The sequence below is a fragment of the Stenotrophomonas sp. KH_029 genome (genome assembly GCF_057839765.1).
Genome location: NZ_CM174498.1, coordinates 2,507,734 through 2,529,483, shown reverse-complemented (window position 1 = coordinate 2,529,483; position 21,750 = coordinate 2,507,734). Strand labels below are relative to the sequence as shown.

Here is a 21,750-nt window from a genome sequence, read left to right as displayed (position 1 = left end):
CGTAGCTGACGCAACTGGAGCCATTGCAGACAGTCACGATATCGCCCGCCGTTACATGCATTGGTTGGGCAGTGATGCCCCCTGAGGAAAGTCCTTTGCGATAGGCATTTAGGAATGCCCTTGTTGAGGGGTCGGCCAGTGGTGTGGACAATTGGCAGGTATTGCAGTGCACTGGCGCAAATCTGGCGCCTGCCCATAAATCTTTGGAGAGGATGCTAAGTGCGGCTACAGTTAGTGTTGCTGCCAGTACGTACATGCCTCGCTTTCCTGCAGTGGACATCAATGATTCCTTTCTAAGTTAGGGTTTGCAGCAGTTGTTCAAGACTTTCTTTGCCAGTAGGGCCGCCTGGTGTTTCTGGGGTGACGTTAATTCAGCCTCTTTGGTAGTTAGAAGTTCATTTGTGTATGGAGATGGGGATATTTGGCTCGATGCAAGCAGGTATGCGTAACTGCGTACGGGGTCTGGGTCGGTCAGAACCCCGCGCTCATATGCCTCAGACAATGACGAAATGGCGTCGGCGCTGCCCCGCGAAGCTGCCTCTTCAAGGTAAGAAATGGATTCCCGCTTCCACTCGATAACCTTTTCGGGGTGTCTAAGTAGTTCTTCCGGCCCTCCCACGGCATTCTTTGCGCTATTTGCATACATGAGCTGCGCTTCTAATGAACCCTGTTCTGCGGCCTTGGCAAGCCAGTTGACAGATGAAATATCCGAATCGGTTAGAAGTGATTCGCAGTCTTGCAACGCATGGTTCGAATTCTCATCAACCAGTTCGTTGTTCCGGAAAGAGTTCGAGCACGACAGTAGGGCCAAAAAGATGTTGTACGTTGCCGCAGCGCTCCCTGCGCTAGACAGAATTAGCTGTGATTTAACGAAGTCGAGCGCATTTCCTGGCGGGCGAAAATCCCCGGTTCTGATCACTTCGTACCATCCGTTCTGGAGGGGCCTCTTAAATTTCGGATCTATCTCGTCGTCGGTGAATGGTGCAGCTCTGCTGATGAGCTGAGGCGCATGCCCGCTTGAAGGCGTGACCTCGTGCAGAACCGATACCGCGACACGATCCCGTACTGGCGGTTCTCCCTTCTTCCCATCAAAGCGCGCCTCTGTGAGAAAAGCGGCCCCGGCGATGATGATCACTACGGCTGTGGCTGTGAGCAGTGCCTGCTTTCGTTTCATTGCAATTTAGATATCCTATTAATGTGGAGCAGGGGCGGAGGGCGGCTTCGATAGACGACTGTTTTGTTGCCCTGCGCTCATAACCGATAACGGGTGTGGGCACCGATCACCCCCAGTCCAAGAAGAAGATGTGTCAATAACGTCATGTTGTTACGTCAAAGGCATCTCACGGGGGAATTGATTCCTCGTCATTCCCGCAGATAGGGCTATTGCCGACAAGGAGAGAGCGACTACTATTCACATGGCTCATCACATGTAGCGGGGCTGTTGGTAACGTGTCCGTTGATCCAGTCAACTGGTCGACACAGATCAACAGGAAAAATCGATTTCCAAACGTCTACACCAACGCGCATGGTGTGTGCTGGAGCCTAGAAACTCCGCACACAGATCAAGCATGTGCACTCCTTCGTCGGGAGGGTGGCTAATACAAGACCCTCGAGGGAATACGCCCGCCGGCTGTGTGCGGTTTCTAGCCTCCCGACACCCTCGCCATCCCGGCGGGGGCGCTTCTTACAGGAGGTCCAACATGCATACGTCCTGGGTGACCCCGCCCGAATTCGTCCCGCCGAAACGCAAGCCCTACGCCCGCCCAGCGCCCAGCTGCAAAGTAGGCGCGCAGCACTATCCCGTTCGCGAGGAGTACGGCAGCGAGGAGGTCATTCCCTACGTGCGCCTGCGAGGCCGCTGGCTGGACAAGCTGGGCTTCGACGTAGGCGCGCGCCTGAAGATTGAAACCAGCCCCGGCTGCATCATCCTTACGGTGGCGGAGGGGCCGGTGGTGGCGGCCAAGAAGATCCCCAGGAAGTTGCAACGCAACGCCGGCTGATCTTCACCGCCAGCCAGGCGGGCACTGCACGGCGGGTGCCGAGTGGTTGGCATCCTGTTTTCACTATCCAGCAGTAGGAGGAACTCATGAACGAGAGTGTCTTCATGCAGGTAACGATGGACGCCGGGCTGCGCGCCAGCTTCCAGCAAGTGGCGGCACGCGAACGCCGTCCCGCAGCGCAGGTGCTGCAGATGTTGATGCGCGAGTATGTAGCGTGGCATTCGGGGGCAGGGGAGGCGCTGGACGTGTCTGGCGCCGACCGTGACCTGGAGGAGATGGCGCGCCGGCAGCAGGGCTGGCATTCCAGCCCGTTTGGTGTGGACTGACGCTGCTCAGCGGGCATGATGGTGGTGGATGAGGAAGCCCGCTGCGCTGGCGGGCTTGCCTCATTGGCGCCGTCACTCAGTGGGATAGAACGCCGCGCGCTTGGCCTGCGAGCGGACGATGGTCGGAAAGTTGAGTGCAATCCAGTCGGCCTGATCGCGGATCTTCAGTGCCGATTCGCGGCATGCGTGCGGTCAGGCACCGCTACTTCATGGCCTCCAACGGCACCAGCGACGCCCACACCAGCAACAGCACCAGCCACAACCAGCGCCAACGACCCATGCCGTGCCACGCCGCGCGCCAGGGCCCCGGCAGCTTTCCATGGCTCATGCCTGCCTCCTCTTTGCTGCCGATCGCAGCGAATCCACCGTGCGCAGCCCGTAGAGATACACGCCGGTAAAGCACAGCCCGGTCAACAAGGTGCCGGCCAGCAACCAGAGCAGTCGGATGGGCCAGCCACCGAAGCTGCCGAAGTGCAGGGGGTCGGCCATTTCGGCGATGCGCTGGTGGACTCCCAGCGCACGGCCGTCATGCATGCCCATCACCTGCCCGGTATGCAGGTCGACGGCGATGTTGTTGGCCCGCTCGCGCACCAGCCAGGCGTCGGCTTCGCCCATGAAGAGGATGCTGCCGCCATCGCGCGTGGGAATGGCCGCGAGGATGTCCAGGCTGGGCCAGTGCTGGTGGACGGTCCGCACCACGTCGTCGACGGCAGCCGGGTCTACCGCGGCAATGCGGTCGCCGCCCTTGGCCAGTCGCATGGTCGGTGCGGCCGGTGCATCGCCGCCGAGGGATTCGACCAGGTACCACGCCCCGGTCAGGCCGATCAACAGCAGGAACCATAGCGACCATACTCCGGCCAGGCGATGCACATCGCCCCACAGGCGGCGCGGTCGCGAAGCGTCGGGCCATTTGAGGAATCCGCGCCACCACTTCTTGTAGATGTAGAGACTGCTGAGCAGCGAGAGCAGCAAGGGAATGGACAACGCCGTCACCAGTGGCACGCCCCAGGCCACGGGCAGCATCAGGTGGCGGTGGGTGTTGCGGAGCAGCCGCTGCGTATTGAACCAGCCCGTGTCGCCGTTCACCTGCGCGGTATAGGGGTTGATCCAGACGAAGCGCCGTTTGCCATCGGGCAGGCGCATCTGCGCACGCGCGGCGAACAGGCGGGTGTGGCCGGCGGTGATGCCTTCCAGTTCCCAGTCCGGATGTGCCGTCTGCGCGGCATGGATGACCGCGCCCCAGCCGGCCTGCTCACCCCCATCGGCTACGCGCATGGGGGAATGCAGCAGCCAGTCGATCTCCTGGGAGAATACCGCCAGCGTGCCGGTGAGGCAGACAAAGCCCATGAACAGGCAGAGTTTCAGGCCCAGCCAACTGTGCAGGTCGAACCACAGCCGCCGGCCACTGCCGGCGCGTGCCGGGCGGGTGGGGGGCGCTGGCGAAGGCTGGCGCATGGGCGGGCTCAGAACGCGTATGCGGCTTGTACGTACACCCGGCGCGGCTCGCCCGGGAAGTGGCCGGTGCGCGCGGTGAAACCGCTGGCGGCATAGACCTTGTCGAACAGGTTCTTGACGTTGGCCTGGAACTGCCACTGCTGCCACTGCGTCTTCCAGCTCATGTCGAACACGGTGTACGGCTTTACCCGTTGGCCATCCAGGCTGACGCGCTCATCCACGTAATCGGCGCCGAAGCCGATGGCGGAGTTGATCGCCGGCAGCTCGTAGCGTGTCCACAGGCCGAGCTTGTTCTGCGGGGCATTGGCGAAGCGGTCGCCGGAGGCATTGGTGATGCCGTTGCTGCCGGCATCCTTCACCCGGGCATCGTTGTAGGCGTAGGTCAGGTTGAGCACCCAGCGTTCGGTGACATCGGCCAGCAGATCCAGCTCCATGCCGGTACTGCGTACCAGGCCGAGGGCGGCCAGTTGGTTCACGCCGTCCACGATCTCGCCGGTGGCCTGCACGATATTGCTGCGGTCGATCCGGTAAGCGGCCAGGTTCAGGGTCACGCGCTCGGCCAGCAGGGATTTCAGGCCCACTTCCCACTGCCTGCTGCGCTCGGCATCGAACGGGCCACCCGAATCGGCGCTCTGGTTGGCCGCGCTCTGGGGCATGAAGCCGCTGGCGATGTTGGCGTAGACATTGACGCCTTCGCGCACGGTGTAGGTGCTGCCCAGCCGCCAGCTGATGTCGTTGCCATCCACGGCGGTGCCGGCGATGCGGTCATCGTCCTTGAACCCGTCCCAGCGCAGTCCGGCCAGCACGTGCCAGCGCGGGGTCAGCGCCAGTTCGTCCTGCAGGTAGCCGCCATAGCGCTTGCTGCGCGTGCTGGTGCCGCGCCAGGGCAGGGTGGCCAGGTTGTAGTCCCGCCACGAGCTGGCGCCATACACCGGGTTGAACAGGTCGATGCCCGGCACCGGGCCGGCACCCCGCGCCAGGTCGGCGCTGTTGGCCGTCTGCGCGGTGAAGTCGGCGTCCTGCTGGTAGACATCGGCGCCGAACAGCAGCTTGTGCCCGATGCTGCCGGTGCTGAAGCGCCACACCGCGTTGCCGTTGGCGGTAAACGCGTCGTTGTCGCGGATCTGGTTGCGCAGCTGGCGGGTCATCCATTCGGGCACGCCGTCGCGGTTGCGGTCGATCAGGCCCATCGGTTCGTGGTAGATCTGATGCTCGTTGTTCTCGAACCAGCGTGCGCCAAAATCGAGGTCGAGGTTGCTGCCGGGCGAGAAGCGGTACTGCACCAGCGCCACCTTGGCACGCATATCCAGGAAGTCGCTGGCTTCGTTATGGTTCCATCGCCGGTCGGTCAGGAAACTGCCGTTATCGTCCACCGGCACGCCGCGCAGGCGGTTGCCGCCCAGGTTCTGGGTGATGTCGGTGAACTGCAGGGTCAACTCGCCGGTGTCGCCCACGTCGAAGGCCAGCGACGCATCGCCGATCACGCTCTCGCTGTCTGCGTTCCAGCGCACGCCCTGTTCGGTGTCGCCATACAGCCCGGCGCGATAGCGCACGCTGCCCGCGGCGTTCATTGGCCCGGTGGCCTCGACCGATGCCGCGCGGAAACCGTTGTTGCCGGCCTGCAGTTCAATGCGGCGCTCGGGCGTGGCTTTGGGCTTGCGCGTTACGTAGTTGATGACACCCCCGGCATCGCCGCCGCCATACAGGGCGCCTGCCGGTCCCTTCAGGACTTCCACGCGCTCGATGTTGAACAGCTGCGGCACCGAAAAGCCGGCATACGGGTCGCCGCGCAGGCCGTCATACAGCACGTTTTCCTGGCGGAAGCCGCGCAGGGTCACGCCGGCGTAGCTGAAGAAACTGATGCCGCTGATGCTGCGGTACAGATCGGTGATCTGGCGTGCAGCCTGGTCCTCGATCAGCTCGCGCGGCACCACCTGGATGGACTGCGGCACCAACGCCAGCGGCGTATCGGTGCGCGTACCCACCGTCGCATCGTCCACCCGGTAAAGGGTCTGGGCCCGGCCGTGCACTTGCACTGCATCCAGCTGGTGCACATCGGCGGAGGATGGCGGCGCTGCATGGGCCGAAGCGCAGGCCAGGGTCAGGCCCAAGCTCAAGGCGGAGATAGGAAGGGACGGGCAGGTCATCGGAGAGGCGGGGCTGTAGTTGCGAATGAGAAATATTAACATGCGGCTCGGCTGGCTGTCAGCGGCCGGAGCCTGGGGGGCTTTGCCTGACCGCAGAGGAACAAGGAGGGGGCGCATGGTGGCGCCTCACCATCCCGCCCGGGCTTTTCCGCGGTTCATGGAACCCTGAAAGCGGAAGGGAGTGGGGCAGGCAGGGAGTTGATCCAGCGGCGAAACAGTGGGATGCTTTTTGCGTATCGCTTGCCTGAAAAATCGGAGCAGGAAGTGCACAAGGACTGGCCTGGACCATGGCATTGAACCCGCATCCATCGCTCCAGAAGCTGGCGCTTGAGTGCAGCCAGTGGCTGGAGAACGCTCGGAAGAAGGGCAAGGCCGAGCAGGCAGAGGCTGCTATCCAGAAGTTCCTGGACACGCCCGGTGCGTTGCATCAGAAGGCAGCGGGCCAGCTCAATGATCTGGCGCTTGTCTACGATGTCCGCAGCTGCGACGCCTTCTTCCGATCCGACATCGAAACACTGGCCGTATTCGTCCAGCGAGCCGTTCGCCTGCGCGCCCTGTTCTTCCGGTGGATGGGGATGTATTCGGACATGCGCCAGGACCTTGGCAACTGGCCCAGGGAATTTTCAGACAGCATGATGGCCATGGGTCCTTCCATGCTCTCCTGGTGGGACGAAGGCTCCATCTGCGCGCAGCGCTACATCGAGATGGCGGAAAAGGATCAGCGCATCAATACGATGCCTGAAATGCGACGCATCAGAAACGCCACTTCCGATGTCTTCGCCGTCGCGCTGTTCTCGGCCGGGTTTGAAATTCCAACGCGCTTTGAACCTCTCCATCCGCTCATTCCCGAGTACCGGGCGGTGCTCGATGCCTGGAACACGGATGACCAGCTGAAGTTCCAGACTGCCATGCAGGTGGCTGCCGAATTCCATATCTCTCGAAGCAGGGAGAGCACCGACAGGCAGAAGTTCGAGTTCGACGCGACGATGGATCGCGTGTTTCCGGCAGAACTTCTCGCCATCCAGGCGCTACGGCGCAAGCATGGGCTTCCCGGATTCGAGACGAACCATTCGCTTATCGATGCGCCTTGGAAGATCCTGCGTGACATCACATCCGTAGCCGCGTTTCCACTGGCTCAGGCCGTCGAAGACCGGCTGATCAGGGACTATCCGCAGTTCCGTTGATTCACTCCTGTCGTGAGGAATGGACTCTGACATGAACGATGCAACCCGCCAGACTCGAAGTGCTGACATTGCCGCACTGGCCCAAGCCACCGCCGCTGATGGCCAGGTTGATTTAACCGCCTACCAAGCTTATCGATTGATCTATTCCCATCAGTCCATGGATGGCCTGGATGCCAGGAGCGTGGTCAACGACATCGTGAGTTCGCCTGCCTATGCATCCGAACAGGGACGAGAACAGGTAGGACCGCTGCTGGAGGCGATCGCGGCACGCCTGCCGAGCGCTGACGCCAGGCGTTTTGCTGCCGCGCTGGATGCCGCCAACGTCAACGAATCCTGGGTCGAGCGGAACTACGAACGGTTCGTTGAAGATCCGGTCTCGGCCGGTTACGGGACGGTCACTGCCAAGGTGGGTGAAGCCCTGGGTTGGACGGACCAGCAGATCAGCGACAGCCTGGCCACTGCCAGGCGCTGGGCCAATGAGGCTCGTGACAACCCGCAGAACAGCTACCTGGATCGGGCAGCAGCGGGGCTGGCCGGGCACACGGCAGGAGAGGCGCAGGAAAGCTACGGGGCGATGAAGGGGGCCACGTCCCATGGCTTGAGCATGATTGGCGACACGATCGATCTGGCCATGCTCGCGCATCGTTTCAGCACAGATCGCGACTTCCGCAATTTTGTCATCGGTGCGGCGTCGATCTATGCCAACGATGCCATCGACGATCCTGGCAAGGTGCCACGCGACATCCGGAATGCTGCCGTCGGTGCCTGGAACGAGTGGGAGGCCGGGCTTGAAAAGGCGACCCGGGAGGGCAAGGAGCAGGAGTATCTGGGGCAAGCCCAGGGCGCCGTTGCGATTGAGATCATCGCGACCTTCGTCCCTGTCAGCAAACTCACCAGCCTGGCCAAGGTCGCCAAGGCGGCAGACGTTGCAGAAGACCTCGCCCCGGCAGCAGGAACCCTGGCGGGACGGGTGGAGGCTCGCGTCGGCAGGGAGCTGGCGAGCGAGCTGGTAGAGCTGGCTAACGATGCGCGGCGGGTGCAAGCCAAGGGCGGTATCGCCGCCGAGGGCGCCGACCTGATGTTCCATGGCCTGGCTGGCATGAAGCGCAGCCAGGGCGAACTGGGTGAACTGGTCGAAGGCTTCCGGAAATCGGGAAGCCTGGATGGATTGCTGCAGAGCGGTGCGCTTTCTCCCCGGGAACTGGGCCATCTCGCCCGAAAAGACATCTCGGTGTTTGATGGACAGGTCTCAATGGAGAAGGCCATCGAGGCCTATGTGGGGAAGAGGGAGTTGGCTGCGTTGACCGATCCGGAAGTGGGTGACATCGGTGAGGCTTTTGTCTCCCATGACCTCGCTCGCAGAGGCTATACCGATCTTGTTGCCATCCAGAACAAGCAGGGCCACGGCATTGATGTCGTCGGAAAGAATCCTGAAGGCAATTGGGAGAGCTTCGAGGTCAAAGCGTCAGTTCAAGGCTCAGCCCGCAAGCAATTTGGCAACCCGGAAGAATTCATCACCGACCGGCTTGAAAAAGCAAAGGCTGAGCAAGGTTCCTGGGCTCCCAAAAATATGTGGGAAGAACAAGCCCAGGCCACTGCTGCCAGGATCCTGGATGACACGGTGGATCTGACGACCGGCAAGGTCGATATCGGATCGCACTGGGCGAGAGTGAACATCGAGCGCGATCCGGCGACGGGGGCGATCAACGCAACGCCGGAGATCGAGAAATGGAAGACGCCACTCGAACGCCAGCAGGATCGGCAGCTTGAACGAAGCCTTCGTCAAGAAAACCAGGGCGGGAAGACGCCCGTGGATGCAGATCATCAGGACTTCGGTCTTCATCAGCAGATCACAGGCAAGGTCGCCGAGCTTGATTTGAAGCGTGGGCGCATCTTTGATGCCAGCAGTGAACGCATGGCGGCCAGTCTGCTGACTCTGGCCAAGGACAATGGGTTGACGCAGGTTGATCACGTTGTTCTGAGTGCCAGGACCGACCACCTGGCTGCAGCCCAGAACGTATATGTAGTCCAGGGATCACTTGATGACCCGGCCATGCTTCGTGCCCACATGCCAACCCTGCAGGCCACGCAGACGCCGGTGGAGCAGTCATTCAGCCAGCTGGAGCAGGTCAACCAGCGCCTTGCCCAGCAGCAAGCCCAGCAACGCACGCTTGACCATGCGCAGGAACAGTCCCAGGGCGCGCCACAGGCGCGGATGGTCTGACCGGGCGGGTTGCGCCACCAGCACCAATAGCGTGATCTGCAGCCCCAAAACCCTCGATTGGATTGCTTTCCTGGATTATCCATCCAGCCAACGGCTGTTTATCGCCCCAGGTGAAACCGCCTAGGCTCGACGCTTCATCGATGCGTGAAGGAGTTTTTCCATGGCAGACCATTCCATCCGGGGCAAGGTTGTCCTCATCGCCGGCGGCGCCAAGAACCTCGGCGGCCTGATCGCCCGCGACCTGGCCGCGCAGGGCGCCAAGGCCGTGGTGATCCACTACAACAGCGCCGCATCCAAGTCCGATGCCGACGCCACCGTCGCCGCGGTGCAGGCCAGTGGTGCGCAGGCCGTGGCGTTGCAGGGCGACCTGAGCACGGCCGGTGCCGTCGAAAAGCTGTTCGCCGACGCTGTCGCGGCGGTCGGCAAGCCCGACATCGCCATCAATACCGTCGGCAAGGTGCTCAAGAAGCCCATGGCCGAGATCAGCGAGGCCGAGTACGACCAGATGACGGCCGTCAATTCCAAGACCGCCTTTTTCTTCCTCAAGGAAGCCGGCAGGAACCTCAACGACAACGGCAAGATCTGCACGATCGTGACCTCGCTGCTGGGCGCCTTCACCCCGTTCTATGCCGCCTACGCAGGCACCAAGGCGCCGGTGGAGCATTTCACCCGCGCGGCCTCCAAGGAGTTCGGTGCACGCGGCATCTCGGTCACGGCCATCGGCCCGGGCCCGATGGACACGCCCTTCTTCTATCCGGCCGAGGGCGCCGATGCGGTGGCCTACCACAAGACGGCCGCGGCGCTTTCGCCCTTCAGCAAGACCGGCCTGACCGACATCGAGGATGTCGTGCCCTTCATCCGCCACCTGGTGAGCGACGGCTGGTGGATCACCGGGCAGACCATCCTCATCAATGGTGGATACACCACCAAGTAGGCATCCATGCCCGCCGCCGGGGTCTGGGCCCGGGCGATAGTTGAACTTTGGAGGGCACAGCCATGCCAGCGTCTGACCTGAAAGTTGAAACCCGCATCGGCGTGAAGCGCAAGCCGCGCCGCATCCTGTCGATCGTCTCCAATACCGCCCAGCTGAAGGGCTTTGCGGTGGGCTTCTTTGGCGAAGAGATGACCCGCGCCTTCCTGATGTTCACAGAAGCCGGGCATCGGGTGGACCTGGCGTCTCCGGAAGGCGGCGAGGTCATGATCGACACGCACAGCGACCCGCGCACGCCCGGCGGCCCCTACGCCGACGACCTGGTCACCCTGGGCTTCGTCCATCACGCCGGGTTTGGCCCGCTGCTCAGGCAGACGCTGCCGATCAGTGCGGTGAACGTGGAAGACTACGACGCGGTGTGGGTTGCCGGCGGGGGCGGGCCGCTGCTCACCTTCAAGGACGCCCCGGCGCTGCACGCGCTGATCGCCGACTTCTACGAGAAGGGGAAGGTCGTCGCCTTGATCTGCCACGGCGCTTGCCTCCTGCTCTGGACGCGGCTGTCCGATGGCAGGTTGCTGGCCGAAGGCAAGACCTGGACCGGCTTCAGCGACGAGGAGGAGGACGAGGTCAACAAGGCCTTTGGCATGACCCTGAACGACTACACCATCCAGGGCGAAGCCGCCCGGATCCAGGGCACCACCTACCGCTGCCGGGGCGCGAACGAACCGTTCGCGATCCGCGATGGGCGCTTGATCACCGGGCAGCAGCAGTACAGCAGTGGGCTCACCGCCGAGCTGGTGCTCGATGCCCTGGACGAGTAGGGTCGTTGGGCAGGGCGGGCACCGGCATGGGCGGCGCCGTCGGCCTTCTTTGGTGGGTTGCGCGGTCAACAGGAAACAGAGGAGAGGGGACATGCACGTACTGATGGTGATGGCCGCAGGACTGCTCCTGCTGGGCGTATTCGTCCTGTTCGGCTGGCTCTGGGGCGCGAACGCGGCAGGCATGGTGCTGGCGGCCAAGGTCTTCGTGCCGGCCTGGCTGGTCGTGGCCGGTGTCAACATGTGGGTGGGCGTGGCGCATGCCGGTTACAGCGTGCGCGATGAGCTTCCGATCCTGCTGCTGGTCTTCGCGGTCCCCGCGATTGTTGCCGGCCTCATCGTCTGGCGCCTTTCGCATTCGTGAAGAACAGGATGACAGCCATGTCCAGCAGGCCCGGTTCGGAGCATCCGTTACTCCGCCATCGCGATGGCCACCACGCGCGGGTGACCTACGAAGAGCTGTTCTTTGATCTGGTCTACGTCTTTGCGGTGACCCAGCTCAGCCACGAGCTGCTGCACAACCTCACCGGCGTCGGCGTGCTCGAGACGCTTATCCTGTGGTTCGCGGTCTGGCTGGGGTGGCAGTACGCCTGCTGGGTGACCAACTGGTTCGATCCGGAAACACCGCGTATCCGCGGCATGATGTTCGTGACCATGCTGCTCGGGCTGGTCATGGCGGCCAGCATCCCGATGGCATTCTCCGATCGGGGGCTGATGTTCGCCGGCGCCTACGTGGCGATGCAGGTTGGAAGAACGGCTTTCATCGCGCTGCAATTGCGCGGCGGGCATCCGCTGGCGCCAAACTACCACCGCATGCTGGGCTGGGTGTCGATCTCGGCGGTGTTCTGGATCGCCGGGGCACTGGCGCAGCATGAGGCGCGTGCGCTGTTATGGCTGGTCGCCGTTCTTTGCGAATACGTCTCGCCCATGTTCGGCTTTGCCCTGCCGGGGATGGGCCGTTCTCGCACGCAGGAATGGACCATCGAGGGCGGCCACCTGGCCGAGCGCTGCCAGCTGTTCGTGATTGTGGCGCTGGGCGAGACGGTGCTCGCCAGCGGCGCCACCCTTGCCGCTGCGGCCACCTGGGATGTACCGGTGGTGCTGGCGCTGCTGGCCACCTTCATCGGCACATTGGCCATGTGGTGGCTGTATTTCGGCACGTCGAGCAAGGACGCGACGGCTGCCATCACACGCTCGGACGACCCCGGACGCATCGGCGCCTATTTCCATTACGTGCATGCCATCCTGATTGCCGGGGTCATCGCCTCGGCGGTCGGCAACGACCTGGTGCTCGCCCATCCCCATGCCCGTCCCGGCCTGGCGCAGACGGCCATCCTGCTTGCAGGGCCGGCGATCTACCTGCTGGGCAGTGCCATCTACAAGCGGGTGGTCTATGGCGTGGTGCCGGCGTCACACCTGGCCGGCGTGCTGATGCTGCTGGCCTTGGTGCCGGTGGCATGGGTCGTGGATTTGCTGGTCATGGGCTGGCTGACCACCCTGGTCGTGCTGGTGGTGAGTTTCTGGGAGGGGCGCCTGCTGCGGGAGCGTCGCCGCAACGACAGGGGATGAGGCACTCCCGTAGGGCGGGTTCCCGGCGCGAGCGGGTTTTGTGGGAAAGGATGAATGGATAAACTCGATCAGTACCGCATCTTCGTCCAGGTTGCCGAGATGGGGAGTTTCATCAAGGCCGCCCATGCGCTGGACGTACCGCGCGCGTCGGTATCGGCGGCGGTGCAGCAACTCGAATCGGCCATGGGCACGCGCCTGCTGCATCGGACGACGCGGCAGGTGCGGCTCACTGCCGATGGCGTGCAGTTGCTGGAGCGGGTACGCCTGTTCCTCTGCGACGCCGAAGACATCGAGCAGCTGTTTCATGCCAGCCAACGCAGGATTTCGGGGCGGCTCAACGTGGACGTGCCCAGCCGCATCGCGCGCCGGCTGATCGCCCCCGCGCTGCCAGGATTTCTGCGCCGCTATCCCGGCCTCCAGTTGGCATTGGGCTCGACCGACCGTGCGATCGATCTGGTGCACGAAGGGGTTGACTGCGCCGTGCGGATCGGCGCGCTGCACGACAGCAGTCTGGTCGCTCGTCCGCTGGGGCATATCGCCCTGATCAACTGCGCCAGCCCGGGCTACCTGCGTGAGCATGGCGTGCCGGCCGGGCCGGATGATCTGCTCCAGGGCCACCTGTCGGTGGGCTATGCCTCGCCTTCCACCGGGCGGGAGCTTCCCTGGGACTACGTTGTGTCGGGCCAGGAACGGCTGGTCGCCGTACCCAGCCGGGTGATCGTCAACAACGCCGAAAGCTACATCGCCTGCTGCGTGGCGGGGATGGGATTGATCCAGATCCCCCGGTTTGATGTCCAGCACCTGCTCGACAGGGGCGAACTTGTGGAAGTCATGCCCGGCTTTCGCGCCGCGCCCATGCAGGTATCGCTTGTCTACCCCAACCGCAGGCAGCGTTCGCGCCGGCTCAACGCGTTCATCGAGTGGTTCGAGGCCCTGGTGCGACCTCACCTGGACCTGTGAGACGGGCGAAGGCGGGGAGGGAAGTGTCGGTACCAACCTTGAGCGGCTGTGGGCGCAGTAGCAATGGTGGCGTTGGATGATGCGATATCCACACCGCGCCCGGGAGGGGATGCCAGTACGGTCCCTGGTATGCCATCGCCGGCGCAAGCGCCGTGCATTCCGGCTAAACTTCTTTGCGTCCGCACAACGGGTTATCGAAGATCGCCCGCAGCGCGTCTTGCCCCGGTTTGAGAGGAAGCCCCGTGAAGCTTGTCGCTGCCCAGATGCGGTCGGTTGCCGGTGATATTGAAGGCAACCTTCAAAGGCACATACGGTTCATCGAATTGGCAGCGTCCTACGGCGGCGCGGCGGTGTTCTTCCCCGAACTGTCGCTCACTGGCTATGAACCGCGCATGGCAGAAAAGTTGGCGATGACGCCGGCTGATGCGCGTTTGGGGGTGTTCCAGGCGCTTAGCGACCACCATCGGATGTTGATCGCAGTCGGCGCACCTTATCGCGGTCGTCGCGGGACGGAGATCAGCATGTTCGTCTTCCGCTGCCGCGAAGCGCCGGTGGTGTATTCCAAGAAAATGCTGCACGCCGATGAGCTTCCCTACTTCAGTCCTGGCGACAAGACCATGGTCTTCCCGCTGGGCGGCGCGGTGATTGCGCCGGCAATCTGCTACGAGTCGCTCCAGGAAGTACATGCACGTGCCGCGATGGAATCCGGAGCAACGGTGTATCTGGCCACTGTCGCCAAGGCCGCGCGTGGCGTCGATACCGCCTGCCGATATTATGCTTCTCTCGCGCGGCAGCACCGGCTGACCGTGATGATGACCAACGGCGTGGGCCCGGCCGATGACTTCATGCTGGCCGGGCGCTCCGCTGTCTGGCGCGACGGCGGCGCATTGGCATGCGCCGCCGATGCCGAGAACGAGGCCGTGGTGGTGTACGACCTGGCAACGGGCAGCGGCGAGGTACTGGTGCTTGCCGATCCTGCAGCTTGGTCTCCCTGAAGCGATGTTTCCTTCATGACGTCAGGCGTGCCCGCGCGATTGAGCATCGACGTGGCGCATGGGGCGGAACGGCCAGTGGTGATTTGCCTGCGGATTGTCTGAATGGATCACGGGCTCAGGGGGGGCCATGCGGCGGTGGCGAATCCCAGGGCGCGAGCGGCAGGAAATGAGCCAGCAGTTCGTCCACGGTGGCCCGGATCTTTGGCGCGAGGTCGCGGGTCGTTGGCCACATGGCTTGTATTGGCGTCCCTGGTACGCCCTGAGGTGCCAGGACGGCGATCAGTGCGCCGCTGCCAAGCGCATCGGCCACAAGCCAGGTCGGCAGTTGGGCAATACCCCGCCCATCGATCGCCGCCATCCGCAGCGCCTCCCCGTCACTGATGGTATGCCGGCCGTCGATCGCCACAGTAGTCGTGCCGGCCGTTTCCCCCGGCAGCGTCCAGGGCACGATGCCCCCTTCGCCTGCGAAGGTGAGGCAGTCGTGGGCGGCCAGATCGGCTGCACATGCCGGGGAGCCGCGTTCTGCAAGGTAGGCAGGCGACGCGCAGGTCACCACGCGCTGATGGCCCAGGCACCTGGACGACAGGAAGGCGCTGTTGCCTGGCTCGCCCAACCGCACCACCATATCGATGCCTTCCTCCAGAAGATCGACCGCACGATCGGAGAGCCGTATGTCCAGGCGAAGCAGGGGATGCCGTTTTGTCATCTCGAGCAGTTGCGGCAGGACCCACCGCCTGCCGAAACTCACCGGCAGGCTGATCCGCAACGTACCTGCTACCTCCCGCCGGCGTGACGCTGCCCGCGCTTCGGCTTCGTCCAGTTCGGCCAACACCCGTACGCAGCTTTGATAGAAGTCCGCACCTTCCTCGGTGAGGGACAGCCGGCGCGTGGTGCGCGCCAGCAACCGCACGCCCAGCCGTTGCTCGAGCGTTGCCACGCTCTTGCCGACGGCCGATTTGGTCACACCGAGCCGCTGGGCGGCGGCGGTGAAGCTGCCGCTGTCGACGGCGTGGACGAACACGCTGATGCCTTGAAGCCGGGACGCGCTGTAGGTCGTCATATCGGTGTCGATTGGAGAGTTGAAGTGGTCAGTCTATAGCGTGTAATTCAGCCATGAATACCATTTATCGCCAATAGACTGGCCGACCGCGATCCAGCGGGACACCTGAGGGTTGATGATGGGTAAATTGATGAGGGCATGGCAGCTTCCCCGATGGGGAATGGCGCATCTTGAGATGGTGCAACGCCCGGTCCCCCAGCCCGGACCCAATGAGTTGCTGATCAAGGTTGCCGCGGTATCGTTGAACTACCGCGATGCCCTGGTCATCAACGGCGCTCTGCTGCAGACGCCTCCGGCAATGCCCTTCGTGCCTGTATCGGACATGGCAGGCGAGGTGGTCGCGACCGGCACGGGCACCACACGATTCACCGCCGGCGACAGGATCGTTGGTAACTTCTGGACCCAGTGGCTGGATGATCCGCCGCCGGCTGAAATGCTCCGGCACGGGCTGTCGCTGGGCGGTCCGCTGCCGGGCATGCTCGCCGACTACGTGGTGATCCACGAAGATGTAGCGGTCCACGCGCCCAAGTCGGTTACTGATGAAGAAGCCTGCACGCTGCCGGTCGCCGCGCTCACCGCATGGTTCGCACTGACCGAAGCGGCGCAGGCGCGCGCGGGACAGACCGTCGTGGTCCAGGGGACCGGCGGCGTGTCGCTCTTCGGTCTGCAGTTTGCTACCGCCCTGGGCGCACGGGTGATCGTCACTTCGCGTAGCGAGGACAAGCTCAGCCGGGCAAGGGGCCTTGGCGCCTGGGCGACCATCAATACCCTGCAAACGCCCGACTGGGCCAGGGCGGTTGCCGACCTCACAGAGGACCAGGGCGCCGACCACATCCTGGAGATGATCGGCGGCGACAACCTGCGCCAGTCCGTGCAGGCCTTGGCCGGCGGCGGGCACATCCTCCAGATCGGCTTCATGGAGGACACCGAGCTGCGGATGCCAGCGATCCCGCTTCAGCTCCGGCGTGCCACATTGCGCGGTGTTTCCGTAGGGCATCGGCGCTCCTTCGAGGAGATGAACCGTGCCATCGACGCCTTCGACATCAAGCCGGTGATCGATCGGGTGTTTTCTTTCTCCGAAGCGCCTGCCGCGTTCAAGCGGCTTCAGGAGGGGCCATTCGGGAAGGTGGTCATTGGGGTTGCATGAGGCGCATCGGGGCCTGGATCACCGATTCCCCGCATTCGACCGGAACGAGCCTCACGCGCTTCATTCCACCAATGCCAACTGCCGCTTGAACCCCGGCCACAGCGCCAGCTTGTGGGTCACATTGGTGATGGTGCGCCGCGGGTCGGTCGGATGTGGCCGGGAGGAGGTGCTGCTGCGGCCCTGGCGCCACAGCCCGAACATCACGATCTCCGCCCCCAGCGGGAAGGACTGCAGCCAGGCGGCGTCCTCGTGGCCAACGCTGACTTCATAGAAATCGCGGCGGTCGGCAACGCCGGTGTGCTGGTATTTCGGGGCGCAGTTGAGGTAGGTGGCGGTGTAGGGCGCGCCGGGTTGCGGCGAACGGTGCGAACGCACCGTGCCGACCAGCGCCATCGGCAGCTCGCTGGCGGTGGCGCCCAGCCGTTCCCAGGCCTCGTCGTAGCGGTCCTGCTCGTAGAAGAAGTTGCTCCAGTCCACTTTTTTCTTGCCCAGGCGCAGGGTAAGGCCGGACGCCAGCAGGGCGTCGCTCTCGCACATCGCGCGCAGGGTCAGCAGGTCGGCGACGGTGCGCAGGTAACTGTCCAGGCGCTGGTCGGTGCTCTGCACGGCGATCGGCCGCCGCGCGCCGGCCGCACCGGCCGCGCTGGCGGCCTGGCCCTGGGCGCTGCCGCCGCCGCGTTTGAGTCCTTGCTGCAGGATCAACAGGCGCAGCTCATGCTTGCCATCTTCCAGCGCCTGCAGGAAATCCGGGTCCGATCCGGCGGCAAGAATGTGCTGCAGGCGCCCGGGCGCGTCGTAGCGGCAGCCCGGCTGGTGCTCGGCGCCCTTGTTCAAGCCGATGTAGGCCGGCACATGGATCGGCGTGGCGCGGTCGGCCCGGCTGCGGCTGTGTTCGGTGACGAACTTGACCGACGCGGCGCAGCCTGGGCTGTCGCACAGCAGGGTGGGCAGGGTCTGCTGGGCGTCGTGGCGCTTCTGCAGGTCGTCGATCCCGTGCCGGGTGCCGTGGGTTCCCACCGCCGTGCGCATCTTGATTCCGCGACTCATCTGCCATCACTGCTGCATTCAATGACGGCCATGATAGTCATCTTCGCGCCCGGCCAGCCGCAGGCGGGGCTGCGCGGTGCCGAGACCTGCCGGCCTGGCCCTCAATCGCCCTGGGTGGCGAACCGCAGCCGGTTGTGGTCCGGGTCCACCACCATCATCTCCCGGCCGCCCCAGGGCACATCGGCCGGCGCGCGGAATACCGGCGCACCGGCCGCGACGAACGCGGCGTGCAGCGCATCCACATCGGCGACGTGGAAGTACACCGCGCCGCCGGGCGCGCAGTCGCCGGCATGCTCGCTCAGGAACAACTGCTGCCCCTGGCGGCTGATCTGCACGAACAGTGGCATGCCTTCGGCGAAGCGGTGTTCCCAGTCGATGGCAAAGCCCAGCCGCTGGTAGAACGGCACGCTGATGCTGGCATCGGTCATGCGCAGCTGGGGAATGACGGTCTGCTGCATCGCCATCGCGCTCACCCCGGGTACGCCGGGAAGCGCTCGTCGGGGTGCCGCTTCTTCCATTCGGTATGGGCCACGGTGCCTTCCCAGGCCAGGAACGCCTTGGGCGGGCGCCCGCGGCCGCTCCAGGTTTCGCCGCTGTAGGGCAGCCAGAAGCGCGGCGGCAGTTCTTCCCGGGGCGCTTTGGCCGGCTTGGGCGCCTTGGCCGGGCCGGCCGGCGCGTCGGCGGCGACCGCAGCGCGGATCCGGCGCTGCTGTTCGGGGCTGAAATCGGCGTAGCTGGCCTCCAGCAGCGTGGTGATGCGCGCGAAGGCTTCCTTGGTGGCGGCCCGCAACAGTGCCTGCTCATCCATGCCCGATCGTTTGACGGCTGCCGCAAGTGCGGCCTTGACGGCGGAGGTGGATGCGGCGGCAGACGGCGTGCGGGGCATGGGATTCCAGGGGAAAGGGGCGACGGTGGGCACGATAGCAAATGCAGGCGTGAACTTCGGCATTGGGGGGGGCGGGGCTGCGGCGCCATCCAGCACCCCGGATTGCGCGATGGCCCGGCCAAGACCCAAGCCCTGGCCCGGGCAGGCCGCGGTCGCCGCATGCTGGCACCACCGGGATGGCCGGCTACACTCGCGGCCATACCCGCCCGTGGAAGGCTGATGCCCGCAACGCGTCTTGGTCCGCTCGCCCATGCATTGGCCCGGCAGGAATGCCAGGCGATCGCGCAGGCGCTTTGCCTGGAGGGCGATGGCCATGCGGCCGTGCATGCCGCGCGCAAGGCGGTGCGTCGGCTGCGCTCCCTGCTATCGCTGCTGGGGCGCAGCGGGCTGCAGCTGGAGCGGGCCGATCTGCGCCTGCGTCGGCTCGGCCAGGGGCTGTCCCGCCTGCGTGACGGCCATGTGGCGGTTGAAACCGCCGCCACGCTGGCCGGCCGCGAACCTGGCTTGCCATGGGCCGCGGTCATCGCGCAGCTGCAGCGGCGGCGCGACCGGCTGCTGCAGCGTGCGCTGGAAGCCGACCCGGGCTTTGGACGGCGGCACCGGGTGGTCGAGCAGGTCCTGCAGGACCTGGCGGCGCAGCCCTGGGACAGCATGCGTCGTGCCGACCTGCGCACCGGCCTGCGCCGCAGCCAGCGCCGGGTGCTCAAGGCCGGCGCGCGCGCAAGGCACAGCGGCGATGCCGACGCGCTGCACCGCTGGCGGCGCAAGGTGCGTCGTCTGCGCATGCAGGTGGAGGCGTTGCCGCAGTTGGGCATTCCCCTGGAGCGGGTGTATCGGGGCGAGCGCGACAAGCCGGCAAAGGCATTGCACCGGCTCAGCGACCAACTGGGGTGGTCGCAGGACCTGCAACTGCTGCGCAATCTGCTGCGGGGCATGCGCGAGGTGGAGGCCAAGCGCGCACTGCTCGACCAGATCGATGCCGAACAGGTGCGCGCTGCCGGCGTGGACTGGCGGCGCGGCGGCAGCGCCGCAGCGTAGGTCGGACCTGGCGGCAATCACCGGTTTGCGTGGCCGCCCGTCCCAGCCGTTTGCGGCGTCTCGCTCAGGGCTGCAGCCACGCCGGCAGTTCATGCTGGCGGCCACAGCCGATCAGCAGCCATAGCAGCAAGCGGGCCTTGCGCGGGCAGAGCAGGCCGGCCAGATGCACGCCCTTGCGCGCCAGATCCATTTCACCGCCGGCAAAACCGTAGGTGCTGCGCGCGGTGGCACCGGCCCCGGTGCGTGAGGCGACGATCACCGGGATGTGCGTGGCGATCGACGCCAGTGCCTGGGACCAGCTGGCGCTGACATGCCCGGCGCCGAACCCGGCCACCACCAGGCCGGCATAGTCCAGGGCCAGGACCTGTTCCAGCAGCGCGGTATCGGCCGACAAGCTGGCCTCCAGCAAGGCCACCTTGTGCGTGGTGCGCTGTGGCTGCGGCAGCACCCGGCGGGCGGGGGCGCCATGCAGGTAGTGCACGCGCTCTTCGATGATCAGGCCGGCAGGGCCACTGCTGGGCGAGCAGAATGCGTCCAGCGCCAGGGCGTCGGTCTTGCGTACCTGGCCGGCGGCATGCAGCCGGGCATTCATCACCACCAGCGCGCCGCGGCCACGGCTATGCGAATCCGCCGCCACCCGGCAGGCATCGAGCAGGTTGGCCGGGCCGTCGGCGCCGGCCTGGCCGGCCGGGCGCATCGCCCCGGTCAATACCAGCGGTTCGGGGTGGGGCCACAGGTAATCCAGCAACGTGGCGGTTTCTTCCAACGTATCGGTGCCCTGGGTGATCACTATCCCCTGGGCGCCCTGTTCGATCTGGTGGTTGGCCCAGCCCAGCACGCGCAGCAACTGGTCGATATCCAGCGATGCGCTGGGCAGCAGGCTCAGGCTGTCGACCTGGATCTGCGCCAACTGGGCCAGTTCCGGCAGGTGGGCAAGCAGTATTTCGCCGCCCGACGGCGGCAGTTCCCCCGCGCCAGGGCGACCGCGTTGCAGGCTCAGGGTGCCACCCAGGGTGGCAACGGCAATCTCCGGCAGGCTCATGGAACCTCTTGGTAGGCAGGGCGCGCGTGCACGGGATGGCACGGATCACTGTGCTGCAGTGGGGATTCTGCAAGAACACGCACGGCGCCAACAGGGGTTGGCCATGCAACTTTTCTTCGCTGAAACCGTGTTCGATGGCGGCAGTACATTGAACAAGGAATGCGCACAGAAACAGGGACTCTTGATCTGCGCGCCCTATGATCTGCGGTCAATCACGGAGGCGGCCACGTAGGTGGGGCGACCTGCCCGGCGCGCGGCCGCCAGCACGGCTGGCGGCGCTGGAATGCGGTTTCATCGGCGTAATCGCGGCACTCGTCGCAACGCCGCAGGCCTGGGCGATGCGGTGGCTACACTGGCGGCTACCACCCTGCGCCACAAGGAACCCGCATGCGCTTGCCCCTGATCTGTTCCGCGCTTCTGTTTGCCACCAGCGCGACCGCAACGGCGGCCCCGCCCGACCCGCTGACCGCCACGGTCAGCGCCCTGGATGCCAAGGTATTCGACGCCTACAACCGCTGCGACCTGGACACCTTCAGCACGTATTTCGATCCGGGCGTGGCGTTCTTCCATGACACCGGCGGCGCCACCTTCGACCGCGACACCGTGGTGGCCAATACCCGCGCCTACATCTGCGGCAAGGTCCGGCGTGAGTTGCTGCCGGCCACACTGCGCGTGTACCCGATCAAGGACTATGGCGCGATCGAAGAGGGCGAGCACCGTTTCTGCGAACTGGCCAGCGGGCGCTGCGAAGGCATCGCCAAGTTCGTGATGGTCTGGGCCAGGCGCGATGGGCAATGGCGCATCACCAACGTGCTCAGCTACGGCCACCGCAGCATGACCGAGGCCGAACAGCGCACGGCCGACGCGGCGGCACATCCGTTGCCGCCGGCCAACTAGGCGGCGCACGGCCAACCGGTACTT

At 64.8% G+C, this 21,750-nt stretch carries 22 protein-coding genes; 13 read left to right on the top strand and 9 right to left on the bottom strand.

Annotated elements, in window-relative coordinates:
* Positions 1–298 precede the first annotated feature (298 nt).
* The gene (locus AC3ITM_RS11480) at positions 299–1,174 is read right to left on the bottom strand and encodes a tetratricopeptide repeat protein (RefSeq protein WP_489265112.1); all 876 of its coding nucleotides are present in this window, start codon (positions 1,172–1,174) and stop codon (positions 299–301) included.
* 526 nt (positions 1,175–1,700) lie between these two features.
* Between AC3ITM_RS11480 and AC3ITM_RS11475 the strand changes: the two genes are divergently transcribed.
* A complete protein-coding gene (locus AC3ITM_RS11475) occupies positions 1,701–2,000 on the top strand; it encodes a SymE family type I addiction module toxin (protein ID WP_489265110.1) in 300 nt (99 codons plus the stop codon).
* An 86-nt stretch (positions 2,001–2,086) separates the two neighbouring features.
* Positions 2,087–2,326, top strand: a complete 240-nt coding sequence (locus AC3ITM_RS11470; RefSeq protein ID WP_489265108.1) for a hypothetical protein — start codon at positions 2,087–2,089, stop codon at positions 2,324–2,326.
* Between the two features lie 202 nt (positions 2,327–2,528).
* Here AC3ITM_RS11470 and AC3ITM_RS11465 read toward each other — a convergent pair whose 3' ends face one another.
* The 3 genes from AC3ITM_RS11465 to AC3ITM_RS11455 are packed head-to-tail and all read right to left on the bottom strand — an operon-like array spanning position 2,529 to position 5,928.
* A complete protein-coding gene (locus AC3ITM_RS11465; RefSeq protein ID WP_489265106.1) occupies positions 2,529–2,654 on the bottom strand; it encodes a hypothetical protein in 126 nt (41 codons plus the stop codon).
* Entirely contained in the window at positions 2,651–3,781 is a 1,131-nt protein-coding gene (locus tag AC3ITM_RS11460) for a PepSY-associated TM helix domain-containing protein (RefSeq protein WP_489265105.1), read from the bottom strand. The genes AC3ITM_RS11465 and AC3ITM_RS11460 overlap by 4 nt, the downstream gene beginning before the upstream one ends.
* An 8-nt stretch (positions 3,782–3,789) precedes the next feature.
* Positions 3,790–5,928: a TonB-dependent siderophore receptor gene (locus AC3ITM_RS11455; RefSeq protein ID WP_489265103.1), complete on the bottom strand. Its 2,139-nt coding sequence runs from the start codon at positions 5,926–5,928 to the stop codon at positions 3,790–3,792.
* A 287-nt stretch (positions 5,929–6,215) separates the two neighbouring features.
* On the opposite strand from AC3ITM_RS11455, the gene AC3ITM_RS11450 reads away from it, so the two are divergent.
* From AC3ITM_RS11450 to AC3ITM_RS11415, 8 genes are all read left to right on the top strand, one after another.
* On the top strand, positions 6,216–7,112 hold the full coding sequence (locus tag AC3ITM_RS11450) for a hypothetical protein (protein ID WP_489265102.1): 897 nt from the start codon (positions 6,216–6,218) through the stop codon (positions 7,110–7,112).
* Positions 7,113–7,143: 31 nt separating this feature from the next.
* The gene (locus AC3ITM_RS11445; protein ID WP_489265101.1) at positions 7,144–9,336 is read left to right on the top strand and encodes an XVIPCD domain-containing protein; all 2,193 of its coding nucleotides are present in this window, start codon (positions 7,144–7,146) and stop codon (positions 9,334–9,336) included.
* Positions 9,337–9,496: 160 nt separating this feature from the next.
* A complete protein-coding gene (locus AC3ITM_RS11440; RefSeq protein ID WP_489265100.1) occupies positions 9,497–10,270 on the top strand; it encodes an SDR family oxidoreductase in 774 nt (257 codons plus the stop codon).
* Positions 10,271–10,332: 62 nt separating this feature from the next.
* Positions 10,333–11,088: a type 1 glutamine amidotransferase domain-containing protein gene (locus tag AC3ITM_RS11435; protein WP_489265098.1), complete on the top strand. Its 756-nt coding sequence runs from the start codon at positions 10,333–10,335 to the stop codon at positions 11,086–11,088.
* A 91-nt stretch (positions 11,089–11,179) separates the two neighbouring features.
* On the top strand, positions 11,180–11,449 hold the full coding sequence (locus AC3ITM_RS11430; protein WP_489265096.1) for a hypothetical protein: 270 nt from the start codon (positions 11,180–11,182) through the stop codon (positions 11,447–11,449).
* Positions 11,450–11,466: 17 nt separating this feature from the next.
* Positions 11,467–12,654, top strand: coding sequence for a low temperature requirement protein A (locus AC3ITM_RS11425; protein ID WP_489265095.1), 1,188 nt, complete (start codon positions 11,467–11,469; stop codon positions 12,652–12,654).
* Positions 12,655–12,708: 54 nt separating this feature from the next.
* Positions 12,709–13,614, top strand: coding sequence for a LysR family transcriptional regulator (locus tag AC3ITM_RS11420; RefSeq protein WP_489265093.1), 906 nt, complete (start codon positions 12,709–12,711; stop codon positions 13,612–13,614).
* 242 nt (positions 13,615–13,856) lie between these two features.
* Positions 13,857–14,609, top strand: coding sequence for a carbon-nitrogen hydrolase family protein (locus tag AC3ITM_RS11415; RefSeq protein ID WP_489265091.1), 753 nt, complete (start codon positions 13,857–13,859; stop codon positions 14,607–14,609).
* A 115-nt stretch (positions 14,610–14,724) separates the two neighbouring features.
* Here AC3ITM_RS11415 and AC3ITM_RS11410 read toward each other — a convergent pair whose 3' ends face one another.
* On the bottom strand, positions 14,725–15,669 hold the full coding sequence (locus AC3ITM_RS11410; protein WP_489265089.1) for a LysR family transcriptional regulator: 945 nt from the start codon (positions 15,667–15,669) through the stop codon (positions 14,725–14,727).
* 160 nt (positions 15,670–15,829) lie between these two features.
* Here AC3ITM_RS11410 and AC3ITM_RS11405 point away from each other — a divergent pair, with 160 nt between their 5' ends.
* Entirely contained in the window at positions 15,830–16,816 is a 987-nt protein-coding gene (locus AC3ITM_RS11405; RefSeq protein ID WP_489265088.1) for a zinc-dependent alcohol dehydrogenase family protein, read from the top strand.
* A 60-nt stretch (positions 16,817–16,876) separates the two neighbouring features.
* On the opposite strand, the gene AC3ITM_RS11400 is transcribed toward AC3ITM_RS11405, so the two are convergent.
* The 3 genes from AC3ITM_RS11400 to AC3ITM_RS11390 form a co-directional block, all read right to left on the bottom strand.
* The gene (locus tag AC3ITM_RS11400; protein ID WP_489265086.1) at positions 16,877–17,863 is read right to left on the bottom strand and encodes a hypothetical protein; all 987 of its coding nucleotides are present in this window, start codon (positions 17,861–17,863) and stop codon (positions 16,877–16,879) included.
* Positions 17,864–17,964: 101 nt separating this feature from the next.
* Complete coding sequence (locus AC3ITM_RS11395; RefSeq protein ID WP_489265085.1) at positions 17,965–18,321, bottom strand: bleomycin resistance protein; 357 nt, start codon at positions 18,319–18,321, stop codon at positions 17,965–17,967.
* 11 nt (positions 18,322–18,332) lie between these two features.
* The gene (locus AC3ITM_RS11390; RefSeq protein ID WP_489265083.1) at positions 18,333–18,671 is read right to left on the bottom strand and encodes an H-NS family nucleoid-associated regulatory protein; all 339 of its coding nucleotides are present in this window, start codon (positions 18,669–18,671) and stop codon (positions 18,333–18,335) included.
* A 297-nt stretch (positions 18,672–18,968) separates the two neighbouring features.
* On the opposite strand from AC3ITM_RS11390, the gene AC3ITM_RS11385 reads away from it, so the two are divergent.
* Complete coding sequence (locus AC3ITM_RS11385) at positions 18,969–19,787, top strand: CHAD domain-containing protein (protein ID WP_489265081.1); 819 nt, start codon at positions 18,969–18,971, stop codon at positions 19,785–19,787.
* A gap of 64 nt (positions 19,788–19,851) precedes the next feature.
* On the opposite strand, the gene AC3ITM_RS11380 is transcribed toward AC3ITM_RS11385, so the two are convergent.
* On the bottom strand, positions 19,852–20,829 hold the full coding sequence (locus AC3ITM_RS11380; protein ID WP_489265079.1) for an asparaginase: 978 nt from the start codon (positions 20,827–20,829) through the stop codon (positions 19,852–19,854).
* Between the two features lie 387 nt (positions 20,830–21,216).
* Here AC3ITM_RS11380 and AC3ITM_RS11375 point away from each other — a divergent pair, with 387 nt between their 5' ends.
* Entirely contained in the window at positions 21,217–21,726 is a 510-nt protein-coding gene (locus AC3ITM_RS11375; RefSeq protein WP_489265077.1) for a nuclear transport factor 2 family protein, read from the top strand.
* Positions 21,727–21,750: the final 24 nt, after the last annotated feature.